The sequence below is a fragment of the Bacillus sp. AY2-1 genome, from assembly GCF_008368965.1.
GTDB lineage: Bacteria > Bacillota > Bacilli > Bacillales > Bacillaceae_G > Bacillus_A > Bacillus_A thuringiensis_S.
Genome location: NZ_QPEL01000154.1, coordinates 1 through 17684, shown reverse-complemented (window position 1 = coordinate 17684; position 17684 = coordinate 1). Strand labels below are relative to the sequence as shown.

Below are 17684 nucleotides of genomic sequence, written 5' to 3'. Positions count from 1 at the left end.
GTATTAAACTAAAAAAGAGGCTACCCTCTTTTTTAGTTTAATACGGTATTTATTTATAAAATACTTCCAAAATTAAGGTGAAAATATGTTAATATTTTGTTATTGTAATTCAAAAACATATACATTAATGTAGATTTTCATATTATTATTCGTGAATAGTTATGTAGTATGGTCTAATTTCTATTTTGTTATTAAAGAGTAAAGAGATCAGATGTGAATGGTATTAGTTAGAAACAGGGCTTGGATAGAGCCACTTAAAAGGATTGCAGTATAATAAGGTGCGAAATAATTAGGGAGATGAGAAGCTACTAGTTATAATTGAAACGGTATAATATTGCTTTTTATTACAAATAATATTATGTTATTTTAATCGGTCTATTTAAAAAGATAATTTATGTAATGGGCTAGTATTAGAAAATGAAATATCTCTATTTCTATGAAGAGAAACAGGTTGTGTTTTAGTCAGATAGGAAGCAAGGAGAGATGCGCATGCTAGAACAGAGAGGTCATGCATTATATGACTCTTCATTGCGAGATTTAAAGTTAGCATTAGATGAGTCTTCAATTGTTGCAATTACAGATCGAAAAGGTCTTATTACATATGTAAATGATAAATTTTGTGAAATCTCTAAATACAAAAGAGAAGAATTAATTGGAAAAGATCACCGTATTTTAAATTCAGGACATCATCCGAAAACCTTTTTTCAAAACTTATGGAAACGTATTTTGAATGGGAAAGTATGGACAGGTGAGATTCGGAATCGAGCAAAAGATGGTACATATTATTGGGTCAAAACAACAATTGTTCCATTTTTAAATGAAAAAGGAGAGCCATACCAGTTTATCGCAATTCGAAATGATATTAGTAGTAGAAAAGAAGCAGAACATAGATTGCGGCTAAGTGAAAGTCGTTATAGGGAACTTGCCTATCATGATGCTTTAACCAGTTTGCCGAACCGTTTGCAATTAATAACAACCGTTAATAAATTGATTGCAGATAAAAAAGAATTTGGTATGATTTACTTTGATTTGGACCGTTTTAAATTAGTAAATGATACGTTAGGTCATATGATAGGGGACTTACTTTTAAGCGAAGTCGCTTCACGGTTGCATTATGTACTAGGAGAGAAAGATGTTCTGGCTAGGCTAGGTGGCGACGAATTTGTGCTGTTAACAAAAAATCATAGGCAAGATGATATGAGTCAGTTAGCGACATCTGTGTTGTCATGTTTTCAGGCACCATTTATGTTGGAAGGCCATGAAGTATACATTTCAGCTAGTCTAGGACTTTGTTCTTATCCACAAGACGGACTAGACGTGGAAACGTTATTGAAAAACTCTGACTTAGCTATGTATAGTGCAAAAGAACAAGGTAGAAACGCTGCATGTTTCTTTACAGATGAGCTACGGGCGAAAATAAATCGTAGAATGAAAGTTGAGTTTGCTTTGCAAAAGGCAATTCGTGATGAAGAGTTAGATGTAGCATTGCAGCCTATTATTGATTTGAAAACGAAGAGATATTCTGGTATAGAAGCTTTAGTACGCTGTATGACAGAAGACGGCCCCATTGCACCAAGCGAATTTATCCCGGTAGCTGAAGAGTCTGGACTTATTATAAAGCTAGGAGACTGGGTATTAGAAAAATCGTGCCGATTGTTTAAAACATTGCCAAATTATCAAGAAGGACTAAAGTTATCTGTGAATTTATCTATACAACAATTAATGCAGAAACGTTTTATTTTGTCTGTACGTAGCATTTTAAAGAGAACTGGTTTTCCTCCGAACCGTTTAATATTAGAAATAACGGAAAGCATTGCAGTCCGCCATTTTGATTATATTATTGCTACATTACAAGAATTAAGAAATATGGGTGTTTTAATTGCTTTGGATGATTTCGGAACTGGCTATTCTTCCTTATATTATTTAAAACAACTACCACTGGATATTGTGAAAATTGATCGTAATTTTATTCGTGAATTTCATTATGATCACGCGCAACCAGAACGAACAATTGTAAAATCTGTTATTGAAATTGCTCATAGTTTAAATTTAGCAGTAGTTGCTGAAGGGGTAGAAACAGTAGAGCAAGAGAGTTTGTTACAATCAATGAGCTGTGATTATGTACAGGGATTTTATTATGCGAAACCTTTATCTGTAGGAGAGTTAAAAGAAAAGTTAATTACAGATTTTTAATAAAAAAGAGAAGCCAGCAGCTTCTCTTTATTTAATCCGTTTTTTGTGAGTCTTTCATTAGTACTGGATAAAGAATAAGACCTAATACGAATAATCCAATTCCTAAGAAGAACGTTTTTAAATCAGCAGTTCCCGTTTTGATAACCCAAATTGAGTATACAAATGCTAATGTAGTGATAATCCCGTCCTTTATTCGAGAACCAGGCATTATATCATACGTTTCTCCTGTAATAACCAGTTTGAATTGGTACAGAGTAGAAACTAGGTATGGAATTAAATAGGCTAATGTTGCTACGACAATAGCGAAACTATACGCTTCTGAAACAGTACCAGAAATCGTTGAAAATAAGAAAATTTGCGTCATTACATTTGTAATCAATAATGATTTTGAAGGACTACCTTTTTTATTTGTTTTCCCGAAAAACTTAGGGAAAAGTCCATTCTTTGCTGCCTGGTAAGGTACTTCTGAACTAACAACAATCCAACCAACTGTAGATCCAAATAAAGATATAAGAGCGAGTAAAGCCATGATATATGCGCCTTTATTTCCAATTGCTAAATTTAATGCGTCTACTAATGGTTTTTGAGACTCTTTTAAAGCATCTTGCGGAAGAGCTCCCATTGTAAGTAAAGTAATTGACATGTAAATAAGAAGAGCGATAATTAATCCGAAAATCGTAGCTTTTTTTACATCGCGCTGTGATTTTGCACGATTAGAAAGCATAACTGCTGATTCAATACCGATAAATGCCCAGAGTGTTGCAATAGCAGCTGAATTGATTTGTCCACCTAACGAGATGGATTGTCCTGCTTCATTCATAAAGGTTTGACCGTCTCCGAAATTAGAGGCATTGAAAATGAATAATGTAATTACAATAAACATTGTAAATCCGATAATTTTTGCAATGGTAGCAAGTAGATTCATATTTCCAGCTCGATCAATATTTTGAGAAAGAATATATTGAATTCCCCACAGCATAAGGCTACATACGAGGAAAGTTAATCCTTTTCCGAGTTCTAGTGAAAATCCGTTTATTGAAAAAAGAATTTGCTTACTTTGTAAAACTGGAAAGAATGTTGATAAATATCCAGCAAAGGAAATAATAACAGATGCTGTTGCAGCCCAGTTAGCAGCCCAATATCCCCATGCCATACTATATCCCGCAACTTTACCAGCTTTTTTTGAAGGAAACATCGCTTGAGCGTAGCTTTGTGGTCCAGCTTTTAATTCTGGTTTCCGAATCGCTAAATTTCCAAATACAAGTGCAATCATAAATACGCCAAGGCCTGTAATACTCCATGCGAGTGTAGAACCCATTGGCCCTGATACTTGTGCTAAATTTGCTGGAAGCATAAATACGCCACCGCCAACCATATTCCCGATAACAAATGCTGTTAAAACCCATAATCCCCATTTTTTCGTTTCCATTTTTGTTAACTCCTTTGTAGTAAGTTTTGCTTAAACATCATTTTTTACTAGCTTTTTGACAATAAAAAAAGAGCCATGTAGATAAAAAAATACCTACATGGCTCTTTCGCCAAAGCGTAGGTACAACGGGAATAACCCTTGTACCTACGCGTAATTTTTCCGCTAGGTTTCAAGGGTTACGTATGATGATGATGTTTTTGTGCAAATGAAACTACAGTTGTTGTATAAGTAAGCATAGTTCTTTGCTCCCTTTCTCCTCTGATTTTGAAGTTAGTATACTACATGTTTTTTTGAATGAAAAGAAAAATATAAAAATTTTTATAAAAATACGTTTTAAAGATTAAATATTTACCTATATTTTTCTTGTACTGGAAAATAAGTGAGAGATTGGCAGAAGAGTGAAGCATGTTATAATACATATAGAATTAGAAGGTGACAAGGGGCTATTGTAGATGATGAGTAAGTATGAACAAATTTATACAGAAATCAGTAAATCTATTGATAATAAACAATTAAAAGAGGGATGCAAAATCCCATCAGAAACAGAATTAATGAAGCAGTATGAGGCAAGCCGAGGCACGGTAAGAAAAGCTGTAGATTTACTGCAAGAGCGTGGATATGTGCAAAAAATTCATGGAAAAGGTGTTTTTGTTTTAAAGCGAAAAAATATTGAATTTAATTTTGGCGGTATTGTAAGTTTCCAAGAAGAAAATGAACGTTTAGGACGTCATTGTATTACGGAAGTTGTGGAAATGGACAAAGAAAAAGCCACAAAAGAAATTGCGAAATTATTAAATGTAAAAGAAAAAACAGAGATTGATCATATTAAACGTGTACGAAATATTGATGGAGAAAAAGTAATTTTAGATATAAATCATTTTGTATCTGAGTTTATTCCAGGATTAACGAAAGAAATTGCAACTGCATCGATTTATAAATACATTGAGAAAGAGCTTGGGCTACATATTAGTTATTCGCAGAGGGTAATTGAAGTACAGCCGTGTACAGAGGATGACAGAAAGTATTTAGATTTAAATGGAACAGACTATGTTGTCGTTGTGAAAAACTTTACACATTTGTATGATGGAAGTCAGTTTGAATACACAGAATCACGCCACCGTTTAGATATTTTTCACTTTTCGGATGTGGCACGCAGGAAGTAAAGAGGTGGAACAAAATATTGTTTCATCTCTTTTTTTATAAAAAAAACACAAACTCGTATATACGAGTGTTGACTAACTTATATATACGAGTTAATATGTAATTGTAAACGGTATCAAAAAAAGAAAAGAGGGACGGGAATATGGGGAAAGACTATCGTAAAACAGCAGAGGAAGTGTTGCAGTATATTGGTGGGAAAGACAATATTGAACAAGCTGCACATTGTGTGACAAGGCTCCGTATCGCTTTAAAAGATGAAAGTAAAATAGATAATGATAAATTACAGTCTGTTTCATTAGTGAAAGGAGCGTTTCATAACGCTGGTATATTTCAAGTTGTAATTGGTCCAGGGGATGTAGATCGTGTTTACGCTGAATTGATAACGCTTGCAGGTATGGAAGAATCGACTGTAGCTGACGTAAAAGATTCTGGAAATCAGAAGTTAAATCCAGCTCAAAAGTTTGTGAAAATATTTTCGGATGTATTTATGCCGATATTACCAGCGATCGTAACAGCTGGTTTACTAATGGGTATTAACAATCTATTAGGGGCAAAGGACTTATTTTTTGATGGGAAAAATTTATTAGATGTTTATCCGAACTTAGGCGGGCTTTGGGATTTAATTAATATGATGGCCAATACAGCATTCGTATTCTTACCAGCACTTGTCGGGTGGTCAGCAACGAAGCGTTTTGGTGGTAGTCCAATACTAGGGATTGTTATGGGATTAATGCTTGTGCACCCGGCCTTATTAAACGCTTGGGACTATGGAAAAGCAGCGACTGGTTTAGAGGGTCAAAAGATTGAGTACTTCAATATTTTAGGACTGTTCCAAATTGAGAAGGTAGGATATCAAGGACAAATTTTACCTGTTTTAGTAGCAGCTTTTGTATTAAGTAAAGTGGAAATTTTCTTAAAGAAACATGTACCAAATGCAATTCAATTATTAGTTGTACCAATTACAACAATCGTTGTGACAGGTGTGTTAGCATTAGGAATTATCGGTCCGGTTACACGTCATATTGGAGATTTATTAACAGTAGGATTAGTAGGTGTATATGAAACAGTACCAGTAGTTGGAGCAGTATTGTTTGGAGCATTATATGCACCGCTTGTAATTACAGGTATGCATCATATGTTTATTGCAATTGATTTACAATTGATTGCACAGCACGGTGGCACATTCATTTGGCCAATGATTGCTCTTTCTAACATTGCGCAAGGTAGTGCGGCACTTGCAATGTTCTGGATTTCTAAAAATCAAAATGATAAAAGTATGGCATCAACATCAGCCATTTCAGCATACTTCGGTATTACAGAACCAGCGATGTTTGGTGTGAATTTACGAAATAAGTTCCCGTTCTATGCAGCGATTATAGGGTCTGCTGTGGCAGCGATATTCATTACATTAAATGGTGTATTAGCACCTGCTATCGGAATTGGCGGATTGCCAGCATTTATTTCTATCATTCCGAAATCGATTCCAATGTTTATTGTAGGAATGATTATTGCAGTTGTAATCCCATTTACTTTAACATGGTTATTTGCAAAAAGAGTCAAACAGAAGTAGGAGGAAGTTAAACATGAAGGATTGGCATAAAAGTGTAGTCTATCAAATTTATCCGAAGAGCTTTAATAGCTATTACAATAAAGAAACCGGTGATATAAAAGGGGTTACAGAGAAACTAGATTATTTAAAAGAACTCGGAGTGGATTATATTTGGTTAACACCGATATACCAATCACCACAAAATGATAATGGATATGATGTAAGTGATTACTACAGCATTGATCCATCTTACGGAACGATGGAAGAGTTTGAGGAACTTTTAGCAGAAGCGAAAGTACGTAACATTGAAATTATGCTTGATATTGTTGTAAATCATAGTTCGACTGAACATAAGTGGTTTAAAGAAGCGAAGGAAGATAAAAATAGTCCATATCGTAATTACTATATTTGGCGTGATGAAAAAAATAATTGGCAGTCTAAGTTTGGTGGATCTGCTTGGAAATATGATGAGAAGACGGAGCAATATTATTTACATTTATTTGATGAAACACAAGCTGATTTAAATTGGGAAAATGAACAACTTCGCGAAGAAGTATATGATATGATGCGTTTTTGGCTGGATAAAGGGGTAACAGGATTCCGATTAGATGTCATTAACTTAATTTCAAAAGACCAATGTTTCTTAAACGATGAAGGTAATACTGCGACAAGTGATGGACGCAAGTATTATACAGATGGTCCGCGTGTTCATGAATATTTACAAGAGATGAACCGAAAAGTTTTTGCAGGAAAAGATGTAATTACAGTTGGAGAAATGTCATCTACGACAATTGATAATTGTATTAAATATTCTAATCCTGAGCGTAATGAACTGAGCATGACGTTTAGTTTCCATCATTTAAAAGTAGATTATCCGAATGGTGATAAGTGGACGAAAGCAGAGTTTGATTTTATTAAATTAAAAGAGATTATGTCTAACTGGCAAATTGAAATGCAAAAGGGCGGAGGATGGAATGCGTTATTTTGGTGTAATCATGACCAACCTCGCATAGTGTCACGCTTCGGTGATGATAGAAAGTACCGAAATGAATCTGCGAAAATGTTAGCGACAGCTATGCATATGTTGCAAGGAACACCTTACATTTATCAAGGCGAAGAAATCGGTATGACGAATCCTAAATTCGAGTCCATCGAGCAATATCGCGATGTGGAATCGTTAAATATATACGATATCAAGCGAGAAGAAGGATTATCAAAAGGAGAGATTATCGGGATTTTAAAACAAAAATCTCGTGACAACTCTCGTACTCCGATGCAGTGGAATGAAGAGATGAACAGTGGTTTTACAACAAGTACACCTTGGATTTCAGTGGCTGAAAACTTTACAGAAATAAACGTAGAGAAGGCATTAGAAGATAAAGAGTCTGTATTTTATCATTATAAAAAGTTAATAGAACTTAGAAAAACGTATGATGTAATTACAGAAGGAGAATATGCTATTTTGGATAAAAATGATCCTAAAATTTGGGCATATACTCGTACTACAGAAAGTGAAGTACTACTTGTTATAAATAACTTCTATGGAGAAGAAATAACGTACTCTGTACCAGCGCACGTTCAATTAGATGGAATGAAACAAGAAGTACTACTGTCGAATTATAAAGATGCGAGCAAGGATATTGCAAAACTTAACTTAAGACCATATGAATCAATTGTGTATCGATATACGAAATAAAAAGGTTGTATGCCACATGGGCATACAACCTTTTATTTTAAGACACCACTATACAAAATGCTTACTTCTACTTCAGGTTTAAACTTTACTTTTGCATAATCTTTATCCCAATTTTTTTTCCTCCATAACTCAGGGTGATAAGCGATAAGGTGTCTGCCGATACCGAAAGCATCACAGTTTGCTTTTTGGAGTTTGTTTATTATTTTTTTCGCCTCTTTCGTGAGCTGTTTAGACAGTTCTTTATTTAGTTTTTCTCTGTCGTCCATTGTATACAGATTATCTCTTGGAGATTCAATTGCTATAACTTTTAGTTGGAGCTTAATGTGAGCATAAACATTTCCTTTTTTATCTGTTGTTATTTTTAAGTTTCGTTTTAATTTCTGATTGCTCACGTCAATGGTAATGTAGTCAGACGTATTAGATGAATCGCTATTTGTAAGCTTTTGGGTTATGCGAGCGCTCGTTCCCATTTTATCAGTTAGTAATACGAAGAGTACCGATTGTCGTGAAGGTAAAAGCCCAGTTAATTTATCCTTATTAAATAGAGCTATCCCATTGGTTACAACTTCTTTTCCTTTTAGCTTTATAGATGGGAGGGTGAAATCTTTGCCGGGATCTAACATTTTTGTAGCGGCTGTTTCCAAAGTTTCATTTGGAAATATGCTCATGTCCTCTAAGCTTTTAATTTTTTTCTTTAGAAAATCTCCAATTAGTAAATTTCCTACTTTCTTTTTTTCTAGTATTGCAGCTGTTTCACCATCTACTGAAATAAGTTTTACCAGAGCAGTGGGGTTTGTAGGGTCCCGAAAACTAATATCTAAATAAGGTAATATCCCCTTTTTTTGAATTTTTGTTCCCAATAGTTGCACACCGTATTTGAAATAGCGAATATTTCCAGTCACATTTTCTTTCAAAGTATCGCTAGTATCGCGTATGTTACGGCCGGTTGCTGAATGTATTTCATTTTCAAATGAAGATTGTTGGCTTCCTGAACTTCTTACAAGTTCAACCGTTTGCTGAAGTTGATTTTCTTCTGTAATATCAAATCCAATACTATAAGCTAATCTAGCCTCTCTTAAAGGCTCTTGATCCCAGCAACCAGAAAGAAGTGAGCTAGCACATAAGATACTACATAATTTAACTGTTTTTTTGTGCATATGGAGCTCCTTTCTTATTTCTTAATAAGGAATAAAGAAGAAATAAAAAAGGAAGAACGATAATGAAAATATAAGTGAATTTATCAGTGAAATTTGCAATCAATTTTAATTCTTCAGGTGTATCTATAAATAAGGCGATACTAAAAGAAATAACTCCAACAATTGGAACAGATTTTTTATGATTAGCAAGGTTGAATATATGCCCAATACCTATAGAAGCAGCAGCGTAACAACTAGCAATAGAAGCTACGACAGTTATCATCCAAATTGGTATGAATATTAAATCAGTACGGTCTACAATCCCAATATGTAAGGAGCGCAATAAGTAAGCAACTGGCTCTGGAATAAGCTCAACTTGCTTTGGACTAAATACGATAAAGCAAATCCAAACAGTAAAAGCATAAAAAAGAGTTACGAATCCGTTAGCGATAGAAATTGCCTTTAGTTTTGCAACAGCAGTCCCATTTACTTTAGGAAATGCGATGAGAAAGATTTCAAAACCATACATAGCTGTAATTGTTTCTTTCGATGCTTTAATAATATTCCACCATCCAGCCTCTGTAATGGGAAAAATATAAGAAAAATCAGCCCGTGAGAGCCCAAGTCCAATTAAAAGCGCCATAGGTAAAATGAGAATAGAGGCCATGACATAAAATCGTACAATTACTTTAAAGGTATTATAGGCTACGTAGCAACAAGCTATTGTAAATAATAGGAGAATTGCGTACCAAGGAGTTGCTTGTAAAATCCATATTTTAATGACGGTACATGCATTTAACATAACGGTCATACCGATAAGAGTAAAATAAAAAACATAAGAAAACCCTAATAGTTTTCCAAATTTATTACCAAACATCATACAAGCAATTTCATACATATTTGCATCAGGAAACCTTCTTAATAAAAACCACATGAGTAAAATGATAAGTTGAGTTGCCAGCCCCGCAATGAGAACAGAAATCCATCCACCACCTTTTGCTATTGGGTGAAGACGGTTTGGGAGAGAAAGTATACCAACCCCGATTTGACATTGGATAACGAAAAAGGTCAATTGAACAAGTGAAATTTTACTTTGCGTGTTTGTCACCGTTCTCATCCTCTCTCGTTACATGTTGTCGTTGCATTTTTTTTGGTTTTGAATCATGTGGTCGTTCCCAAAATGACCAAATTGGAAATCTTACAAAGGAATCTTTCATATCTTTTATCCGCATTGGTGCAAGAGGAGAAAGATATGGTGTATGAAAAGAATGAAGTTGACATAAATGAACGAAAGTTATAATTATGCCGAATGAAATCCCTACATAGCCGAATATAGCAGCAAGAACCATTAACGGGAAACGCAGAATCCGAACTGCTGAACTCATATCATTTGATGGTACGAGAAAAGAAGCAATTGCAGTTAAAGCTACAACGATAATCATTGTGTAAGAAACGAGTCCAGCTTTTACAATTGCATCCCCAATTACTAAACCGCCTACAATACCGATTGTTTGTCCAACGCGGCTCGGCAAACGAATACCAGCTTCTCGTAATAATTCGAAGATCAATTCCATTAAGAGAGCTTCAAAAATAGGAGGAAGTGGCACTTGTTCTAATGAGGCTTTAATTGTATAGACGAGTTCGAGTGGCAACACATCTGGATGAAAAGCGACGGTTGCGATATATATAGCTGGTAAGAGAAAGGCGATTAAGAAACTTACTAAGCGAATCATTCGGACGAAAGAACCGACGATCCAGCGGTTATTATAATCATCTGGTGATTGATAGAAGGCAAAGAGTGTAACAGGAACGATAAGTGCTGTTGGATCTCCATCTGATAAAATAGCGACTCGTCCCTCCATTAAATTAGCAGCAGTTCTATCTGGGCGCTCTGTATTTAATTGCTGTGGGAATGGTGAGAAAGACGTATCTTCTATAAATTCTTGTATGTAGCCTGGTGGCATGAGTGCGTCTGTCTTAATCATTTCTAATCTTCTTTTCACTTCTGCAACGAGATCGTCATTAGCTATATTTTGAATATAAGTAATTGCCACTTTCGTGTGCATTTCTTCACCAAGTGTGAAATATTTAACGACGACATTTGGACTTTTTATGAGTTTACGAATAGACGCTAAATTGGTTGCTAAATCTTCTACGAAACCAGTATGTGGTCCGCGTACAATCCCTTCATTATCAGGTTCTGTTATAGCTCTTTTTAAAGATAATGCTGTTTCAAAAGTACAAAAGCTTTCGACATGTTCATGGAAATATAAAGATTTACCTTGTAATAAAAGTTGTACACCGTAATTTAAATTCGTTTCTTTTTTCATATTTAATGTAGAAAATGCTTTATCTAAAGATAGATCAGATCGAGTTAATAAGGGTTCAAGAGCTAATTGATGAATTAAATTTGGGTCTGCTAAAGATTCGATATATAAAATTATTCCTTTTCCGTTTTGAAAAGGGATATCTAATTTTTTTATATCATCTGAATGACAGAGCTTATTTTCAATGTAATTAATATTTTCCGGAAGTGATGGAAACATATGCTTTTGATTCTTACTCTTTTGCTGTTCTTCTTGTTGTGTCATAATTTCCACCTCTTTTAGAATAAAATTCCTTCTGTTAATTTTTGTTGTTTGTGAAAAATTTATGCTTGGAATATTTGAGAAAAAATGGATTTAAAGTTATCTCCCGGCATCTTCTACGCATTATTCAATTTCATAGCAGTACTTCTCACATTTGTGTCGAATTAAGAAGATATATAGGAGGGATACATATGGAAATAGCTGTAGAACGTGTTTTTACGAAAGAGATTTTAAGAAGAGCGGCAAAGGCATTTCATGTAACAGTGGAAGAGAAGCCGCTTGGAGATTTTGAAAATTATATTTTTAAGGCGAAGGGAGATAATGATGAGGACTATGTATTACGTTTAACGCATTCTTCGCATCGCTCTAAAAAAGAAGTTGAAGCTGAACTAGATTTTTTACGATATGTTGCGGAGCATGGGGCAAAGGTAGCAGGACCTCTTAACTCAACTTCTCAAAATCTTGTAGAAGAAATTGGAGCGGAAGATAGCACTTTCTTTTTTGCTTCTTTATTTACATATGCAAAAGGTGAGCAAGTAAAAGGAGAGGAATCACCTTATTGGGGAGAGGCTTACTTTGAAGCATGGGGAAAAGCGATTGGACAACTGCATCGCCTAACAATGAGCTATCCTAAAACAGACTATCGTGATACGTGGGAAGAAGACGAAAGTGGAATTGTTAATGAATTAGAAGATGATCAAGTGAAAAAGATTGCAGCGGTATTAATGGATGAGATTAAGGCCCTTCCAGTTGAAAGAGAAACGTTCGGTCTTATGCACGGTGATATCCATCCCGGTAATTTTCATTATGATGGTAAAGAGCTAACAATCTTTGATTTTGATGATGCGGCTTATAATTACTTTATACATGATTTAGCGATGGTTCTCTATTACTCTATTCTATTTACACCATGGACAGCGGAAGAGAAGACAGACTTTGCTCGTAAACAGCTACAAGTGTTACGAAAAGGCTATGAGCATGAGCACAGACTGGCGGATAGTTGGTATGAATCGTTACCGTTGTTTTTACGTCTACGTGATGTTGGTTTATACGGTACACTTCAAAAGAAGTTTAAGGGGAAAGGTATGCCAGATAACTTCCGAGAATTATCAGAAGAGCTATATGAAAGAATTATAAAAAGAGAAGCAATTGTGAATATATAATACATTTAGTTCGAAACAAAGTATATAAAACAAATATATACTTTGTTTTTTTATACAAAAATATGTTTACTTTATTAAAATAATATTGTCCTAGATTCAGTATACACTTATAATTTTATATATATTCTGAATATTCTTTATAAAGAAGGAGGGGGAATGTTGGAAGCTTTCGTGAATTGGTTAAATAATATTGTTTGGAGTCCAGCACTTGTTTATTTATGTTTAGGAGTAGGTTTATATTTTTCCATTCGAACGAGGTTTTTACAAGTAAGGCATGTAGGAGAAATGGTGAAGCTGACATTTCAAGGTGAAAAATCAGAGGCTGGTGTTTCTTCATTTCAAGCGTTAGCACTTTCGTTATCAGGACGCGTTGGGACGGGGAATATAGCTGGGGTAGCAACAGCGGTTGCCTTCGGTGGACCAGGAGCTGTATTTTGGATGTGGGCAGTGGCCTTTTTAGGAGCAGGATCAGCTTATATAGAATCTACATTAGCGCAAATATATAAGACGAAACATCAAGGACAGTTTCGTGGTGGACCTGCTTATTACATTGAAAAAGGTTTAGGTGTGAAATGGTATGCATTAGTATTCGTTGCAGCGACAATTCTTGCAACGGGGCTTTTACTGCCAGGTGTGCAGGCAAATAGTATTGCTGTAAGTTTAGAAACAGCTTTTGGAATTAACACTACCGTATCAGGGGCTTTATTAGTTGTTGTACTAGCTATTATCATCTTCGGTGGAGTAAAGCGAATTGTTAACGTTGCACAAGTTGTCGTACCGTTTATGGCAGTTGGTTATATTTTAGTAGCTTGCGTTATTGTTGCTATGAATATTGAAAAGTTGCCAGAAGCATTTATGCTAATTATAAGAAGTGCTTTTGCATTAGAAGCGGCTTTCGGTGGTATTATCGGTTTAGCAATTTCTTGGGGAGTAAAACGAGGTATTTATTCCAATGAAGCAGGGCAAGGAACTGGACCACATGCAGCAGCAGCAGCTGAAGTATCACATCCAGCTAAGCAAGGTTTAGTGCAAGCATTTTCCGTTTACATTGATACATTATTTGTTTGTTCAGCAACAGCATTTATGATGATTATTACAGGCATGTATAACGTATTTGATGCAAGCGGAAAAAACTTTATCGTTAATAAATTAAATGGCGCTCAGCCAGGACCAGGATATACACAGGCGGCGGTAGAATCTGTTTTCCCTGGATTTGGAAACGGTTTCGTTGCAATCTCGTTATTATTCTTCGCGTTTACAACAATTATGGCGTATTACTACATTGCAGAAACGAATATCGCGTACTTAAATCGTGATAAAGACCGTCCTTGGTTGTCTATTGTACTAAAATTTGTTTTTTTAGGAGCTGTATTCTACGGCTGTATTAAAACAGCAGCAACGGCGTGGGCTTTAGGTGATATCGGTGTAGGAATTATGGCATGGGTAAATATCATTGCGATTTTATTATTACAAAAACCTGCATTAGTCGCATTAAAGGATTATGAAAAACAGAAAAAAGAAGGAAAAGATCCAGTATTCGATCCGCAGCCATTAGGAATTAAAAATGCTGATTTTTGGGAGCATGAATACGGGAAAGATAAGAAAGAAGAAGTATCTTAATAGAATAGAAATGAAGAAGCAAAGGGGAAACCCTTTGCTTTTTTTATGGACAAATTGAAGCTGAAAGTTATTTTTGGGACTATTTTTGAATATAAAAAGAATGTACATGCGTTGTTAGGGGAAGGGGGAGTATGTTGATAGAATTTCGTAATGTAAATAAATATTATGGTAATTTTCAAGTTTTGAAAAATATTAATGTGCAAGTGAAAAAAGGAGAAGTGGTAGTAGTTGTCGGGCCTTCAGGATCAGGAAAAAGTACATTGCTTCGATGTATAAATCAATTAGAGGCAATTACAGATGGAGGATTAATTGTACAAAATACAGAGGTACACAATAAAAAGACGGACATGAATGAATTGCGGCGAAATATTGGGATGGTCTTTCAACATTTTTATTTATACCCACATAAAACAGTTCTGCAAAATATTACACTAGCACCGATTAAAGTAAATAAAGTTTCCAAAGAAGAAGCAGAGAAAACAGCAATGTTTTATTTAGAGAAAGTAGGAATCCCGGAGAAGGCTAATGTATATCCACATCAATTATCCGGAGGACAACAGCAAAGAGTAGCAATTGCTAGAGGACTTGCGATGCAGCCGGAAATTATGCTGTTCGATGAGCCTACGTCTGCTCTTGATCCGGAGATGATCGGGGAAGTACTTGATGTTATGAAAACGCTAGCTAAAGAAGGGATGACAATGGTCGTTGTCACGCATGAAATGGGATTTGCGCGAGAAGTAGCAGATCGGATTTTATTTATGGATGATGGTCAAATTATTGAAGATACGACACCGGCGCAATTTTTTGCAAATCCTGAACAAGAAAGAGCTCGTTTATTTTTAAGTCGGGTGCTAAATCATTAGAGGAGGAATTCCATGCTTAAAATGAAAAAGTTATTTACTTTAATCGTATTTTCATGTTTATTCGTGCTTGTTGTTGCTGGATGCGGAAGTAAGAAAGATGAGGCAAAGGAAACAAATACGAAGCAAGGCGGGGCTGTTGAGCAAATTAAGAAACGAGGAAAATTAGTAGTCGGGGTGAAGAATGATACGAATTTATTTGGATTAAAAAATCCTTCAACAGGGCAAGTAGAAGGATTCGATGTTGATGTTGCGAAGGCACTTGCGAAAAAAATTCTTGGAGATGAAAAGAAGCTAGAGCTGAAAGAAGTAACGTCTAAAACACGTATTCCAATGCTGAAAAATGGTGATATTGATGCAATTATTGCGACAATGACAATTACGGAAGAGCGCAAAAAAGAAGTGGATTTCTCAGATGTATATTTTAAAGCCGGACAATCGTTACTTGTGAAAAAAGGAAGCAATATTAAGAGCATCGATGATATAAAACAAGGCGTTAAAGTATTAGCTGTAAAAGGATCAACATCTACAAATAACATTCGTCAAAAGTCACCAGAAGCGACTGTATTAGAATTTGAAAATTATAGTGAGGCATTTACAGCGTTAAAGGCAGGTAAAGGTGATGTGTTAACGACAGATAATGCAATCCTTTACGGAATGGCAAAACAAGATTCTAATTATGAAGTAGTAGGAAAAATTTTTACAGATGAACCGTACGGAATTGCAGTGCAAAAAGGTGCAGACGATTTAACGAAAGAGATTAATAACTTACTAAAAGATATGAAGGCGAGCGGGGAATACGATAAATTGTATGAAAAATGGATCGGTCAAAAACAAGAGAAGTAAAGTGAAACTTTATTTTTCTTGATAAATAGTAAAAGTGAGAGGATGAGAGTGCTCATCCTCTTCTTGTAAAGAAAGAGGGGAGAATATGTGCCTGATTTTTCTATATTAACGAATAACATTGATATGTATTTAGAAGGATTTAAATATACAGTTATGTCTAGTGTAATTGCATTGATAGGCAGTTTTATTTTAGGAGTAATTTTGGCAGTAATGCGCATCGCACCGATTCGTATTTTAAATTGGGTAGGTTCAGCTTTTGTAGAGTTTGTAAGAAATATCCCGCTCGTATTAATTGCATTTATATTTTATTTCGCGTTACCTGTAATAGGAATTACTTTAAATGGTTTTGTAGCAGGAACAGTTACGCTTACCGTATATACAGCAGCGTTTATTGCGGAAGTTATTCGCGCTGGTATTCTATCAGTCGAGAAAGGTCAGATGGAAGCAGCACGTTCCTCAGGATTGACTTATACGCAAGCAATGTACCATGTCGTTTTACCTCAAGCTATGAAAATTGTAATTCCCCCTTTAGGAAACCAGTTTCTCAATTTAGTTAAAAACTCCTCAATACTTGGAATTATTGCTGGTGCTGATTTAATGTATCAAGGAGATTTAATTTCAACGAAGACGTTTGTTACGTTTGATGTATATATATTTGTCGGGATGTTTTATTTAATATTAACAATTCCGCTCAGTATGCTAGTGCGTTATTTAGAAAAACGCTTAGCAAAGGAGGCGGTGTAAATGGATTTTAAGGGAGCAATTACAGGGGATCATATTCTATTTTTATTAAAAGGATTACTTATAACGTTAGAGGTAGCGCTCGTAGCAATTGTACTTAGCTTTATTATTGGTAGTGTAATAGGGATATTGCGCTACATGAAAATACCTGTCGTCTCACAAGTATTAGGAATTATCGTTGAAGTAATTCGAAATTTACCACTACTTTTGATTATATTTTTCACGTATTTTGCACTACCAGAAGCAGGCTTGAAATTAGAAATTATAACAGCTGTAATTGTTGCTTTAACAATATTTGAAGCAGCAATGATATCTGAAATTGTTCGAAGTGGTCTATTATCGATTGAAAAAGGACAAATTGAGGCCGCAAGATCTTCAGGATTAACGTATGTGCAAGCGCTTTGGCATATCATTTTACCACAAGCATTAAGAAGAATGGTTCCACCGCTTGTCAGTCAATTTATTTCATTGCTGAAAGATACAGCATTAGCAGTTGTTATATCACTGCCAGAGCTTATGCATAATGCTCAAATTATTAGCGGGCAAAATGTGAATTATATGATTCCAACGTTTATGGTAGTAGCTTGTATGTACTTTATCGTAAATTATAGTTTATCAATTTTATCCAGAAGATTAGAACTTCGTTAACCCTTACAATATATGTAAGGGTTTTTCCTTGTTTATCCTTATTTTCCTCTAAAT

The 17684-nt window shown here is 35.1% G+C and carries 14 protein-coding genes; 10 read left to right on the top strand and 4 right to left on the bottom strand.

Going from position 1 to position 17684, the window contains the following annotated elements:
• The first annotated feature begins 489 nt into the window (after positions 1–489).
• On the top strand, positions 490–2193 hold the full coding sequence (locus tag DN403_RS26430) for a putative bifunctional diguanylate cyclase/phosphodiesterase (protein WP_000893348.1): 1704 nt from the start codon (positions 490–492) through the stop codon (positions 2191–2193).
• Positions 2194–2224: 31 nt separating this feature from the next.
• Here DN403_RS26430 and DN403_RS26425 read toward each other — a convergent pair whose 3' ends face one another.
• Complete coding sequence (locus DN403_RS26425; protein WP_000448446.1) at positions 2225–3622, bottom strand: amino acid permease; 1398 nt, start codon at positions 3620–3622, stop codon at positions 2225–2227.
• 452 nt (positions 3623–4074) lie between these two features.
• Here DN403_RS26425 and treR point away from each other — a divergent pair, with 452 nt between their 5' ends.
• From treR to treC, 3 genes are all read left to right on the top strand, one after another.
• The gene (gene treR / locus DN403_RS26420) at positions 4075–4785 is read left to right on the top strand and encodes a trehalose operon repressor (RefSeq protein WP_000987242.1); all 711 of its coding nucleotides are present in this window, start codon (positions 4075–4077) and stop codon (positions 4783–4785) included.
• A 140-nt stretch (positions 4786–4925) separates the two neighbouring features.
• Entirely contained in the window at positions 4926–6353 is a 1428-nt protein-coding gene (gene treP, locus DN403_RS26415) for a PTS system trehalose-specific EIIBC component (RefSeq protein WP_000513939.1), read from the top strand.
• Between the two features lie 13 nt (positions 6354–6366).
• Positions 6367–8028, top strand: a complete 1662-nt coding sequence (treC, locus tag DN403_RS26410) for an alpha,alpha-phosphotrehalase (protein ID WP_149185911.1) — start codon at positions 6367–6369, stop codon at positions 8026–8028.
• Positions 8029–8060: 32 nt separating this feature from the next.
• Here treC and DN403_RS26405 read toward each other — a convergent pair whose 3' ends face one another.
• Genes DN403_RS26405 through gerKA form a run of 3 tightly spaced genes read right to left on the bottom strand, consistent with a single transcriptional unit; the run spans position 8061 to position 11755 of the window.
• Complete coding sequence (locus tag DN403_RS26405; protein WP_000549146.1) at positions 8061–9185, bottom strand: Ger(x)C family spore germination protein; 1125 nt, start codon at positions 9183–9185, stop codon at positions 8061–8063.
• Entirely contained in the window at positions 9166–10272 is a 1107-nt protein-coding gene (locus DN403_RS26400) for a GerAB/ArcD/ProY family transporter (RefSeq protein WP_000185806.1), read from the bottom strand. Before DN403_RS26400 ends, DN403_RS26405 begins: the two co-directional genes overlap by 20 nt.
• Positions 10253–11755, bottom strand: coding sequence for a spore germination protein GerKA (gene gerKA, locus DN403_RS26395; protein WP_000193671.1), 1503 nt, complete (start codon positions 11753–11755; stop codon positions 10253–10255). The genes DN403_RS26400 and gerKA overlap by 20 nt, the downstream gene beginning before the upstream one ends.
• Positions 11756–11943: 188 nt before the next feature.
• On the opposite strand from gerKA, the gene DN403_RS26390 reads away from it, so the two are divergent.
• From DN403_RS26390 to DN403_RS26360, 6 genes are all read left to right on the top strand, one after another.
• Positions 11944–12915: a phosphotransferase enzyme family protein gene (locus DN403_RS26390; protein ID WP_016078614.1), complete on the top strand. Its 972-nt coding sequence runs from the start codon at positions 11944–11946 to the stop codon at positions 12913–12915.
• A 159-nt stretch (positions 12916–13074) separates the two neighbouring features.
• Positions 13075–14535 (top strand): alanine/glycine:cation symporter family protein, encoded by a 1461-nt coding sequence (locus DN403_RS26385; protein WP_000387172.1) that lies wholly within the window; start codon positions 13075–13077, stop codon positions 14533–14535.
• A gap of 134 nt (positions 14536–14669) precedes the next feature.
• Entirely contained in the window at positions 14670–15398 is a 729-nt protein-coding gene (locus tag DN403_RS26375) for an amino acid ABC transporter ATP-binding protein (RefSeq protein WP_002083770.1), read from the top strand.
• Positions 15399–15410: 12 nt separating this feature from the next.
• Complete coding sequence (gene glnH, locus DN403_RS26370) at positions 15411–16241, top strand: glutamine ABC transporter substrate-binding protein GlnH (RefSeq protein ID WP_000916489.1); 831 nt, start codon at positions 15411–15413, stop codon at positions 16239–16241.
• Between the two features lie 87 nt (positions 16242–16328).
• Positions 16329–16985: an amino acid ABC transporter permease gene (locus DN403_RS26365; protein WP_001112685.1), complete on the top strand. Its 657-nt coding sequence runs from the start codon at positions 16329–16331 to the stop codon at positions 16983–16985.
• Positions 16986–17630 carry an amino acid ABC transporter permease gene (locus DN403_RS26360; RefSeq protein ID WP_000345975.1) on the top strand — a complete coding sequence of 215 codons (645 nt, stop codon included), beginning with the start codon at positions 16986–16988 and terminating at the stop codon, positions 17628–17630.
• The last annotated feature ends 54 nt before the right edge of the window (positions 17631–17684 follow it).

What these genes read in the sequence shown, in the direction of transcription:
- DN403_RS26425 (WP_000448446.1), bottom strand. Translation starts at nt 3,622, where the DNA reads ATGGAAACGAAAAAATGGGGATTATGGGTTTTAACAGCATTTGTTATC.
- treC (WP_149185911.1), top strand. Translation starts at nt 6,367, where the DNA reads ATGAAGGATTGGCATAAAAGTGTAGTCTATCAAATTTATCCGAAGAGC.
- treR (WP_000987242.1), top strand. Translation starts at nt 4,075, where the DNA reads ATGATGAGTAAGTATGAACAAATTTATACAGAAATCAGTAAATCTATT.
- treP (WP_000513939.1), top strand. Translation starts at nt 4,926, where the DNA reads ATGGGGAAAGACTATCGTAAAACAGCAGAGGAAGTGTTGCAGTATATT.
- DN403_RS26430 (WP_000893348.1), top strand. Translation starts at nt 490, where the DNA reads ATGCTAGAACAGAGAGGTCATGCATTATATGACTCTTCATTGCGAGAT.
- DN403_RS26360 (WP_000345975.1), top strand. Translation starts at nt 16,986, where the DNA reads ATGGATTTTAAGGGAGCAATTACAGGGGATCATATTCTATTTTTATTA.
- DN403_RS26390 (WP_016078614.1), top strand. Translation starts at nt 11,944, where the DNA reads ATGGAAATAGCTGTAGAACGTGTTTTTACGAAAGAGATTTTAAGAAGA.
- glnH (WP_000916489.1), top strand. Translation starts at nt 15,411, where the DNA reads ATGCTTAAAATGAAAAAGTTATTTACTTTAATCGTATTTTCATGTTTA.
- DN403_RS26405 (WP_000549146.1), bottom strand. Translation starts at nt 9,185, where the DNA reads ATGCACAAAAAAACAGTTAAATTATGTAGTATCTTATGTGCTAGCTCA.
- gerKA (WP_000193671.1), bottom strand. Translation starts at nt 11,755, where the DNA reads ATGACACAACAAGAAGAACAGCAAAAGAGTAAGAATCAAAAGCATATG.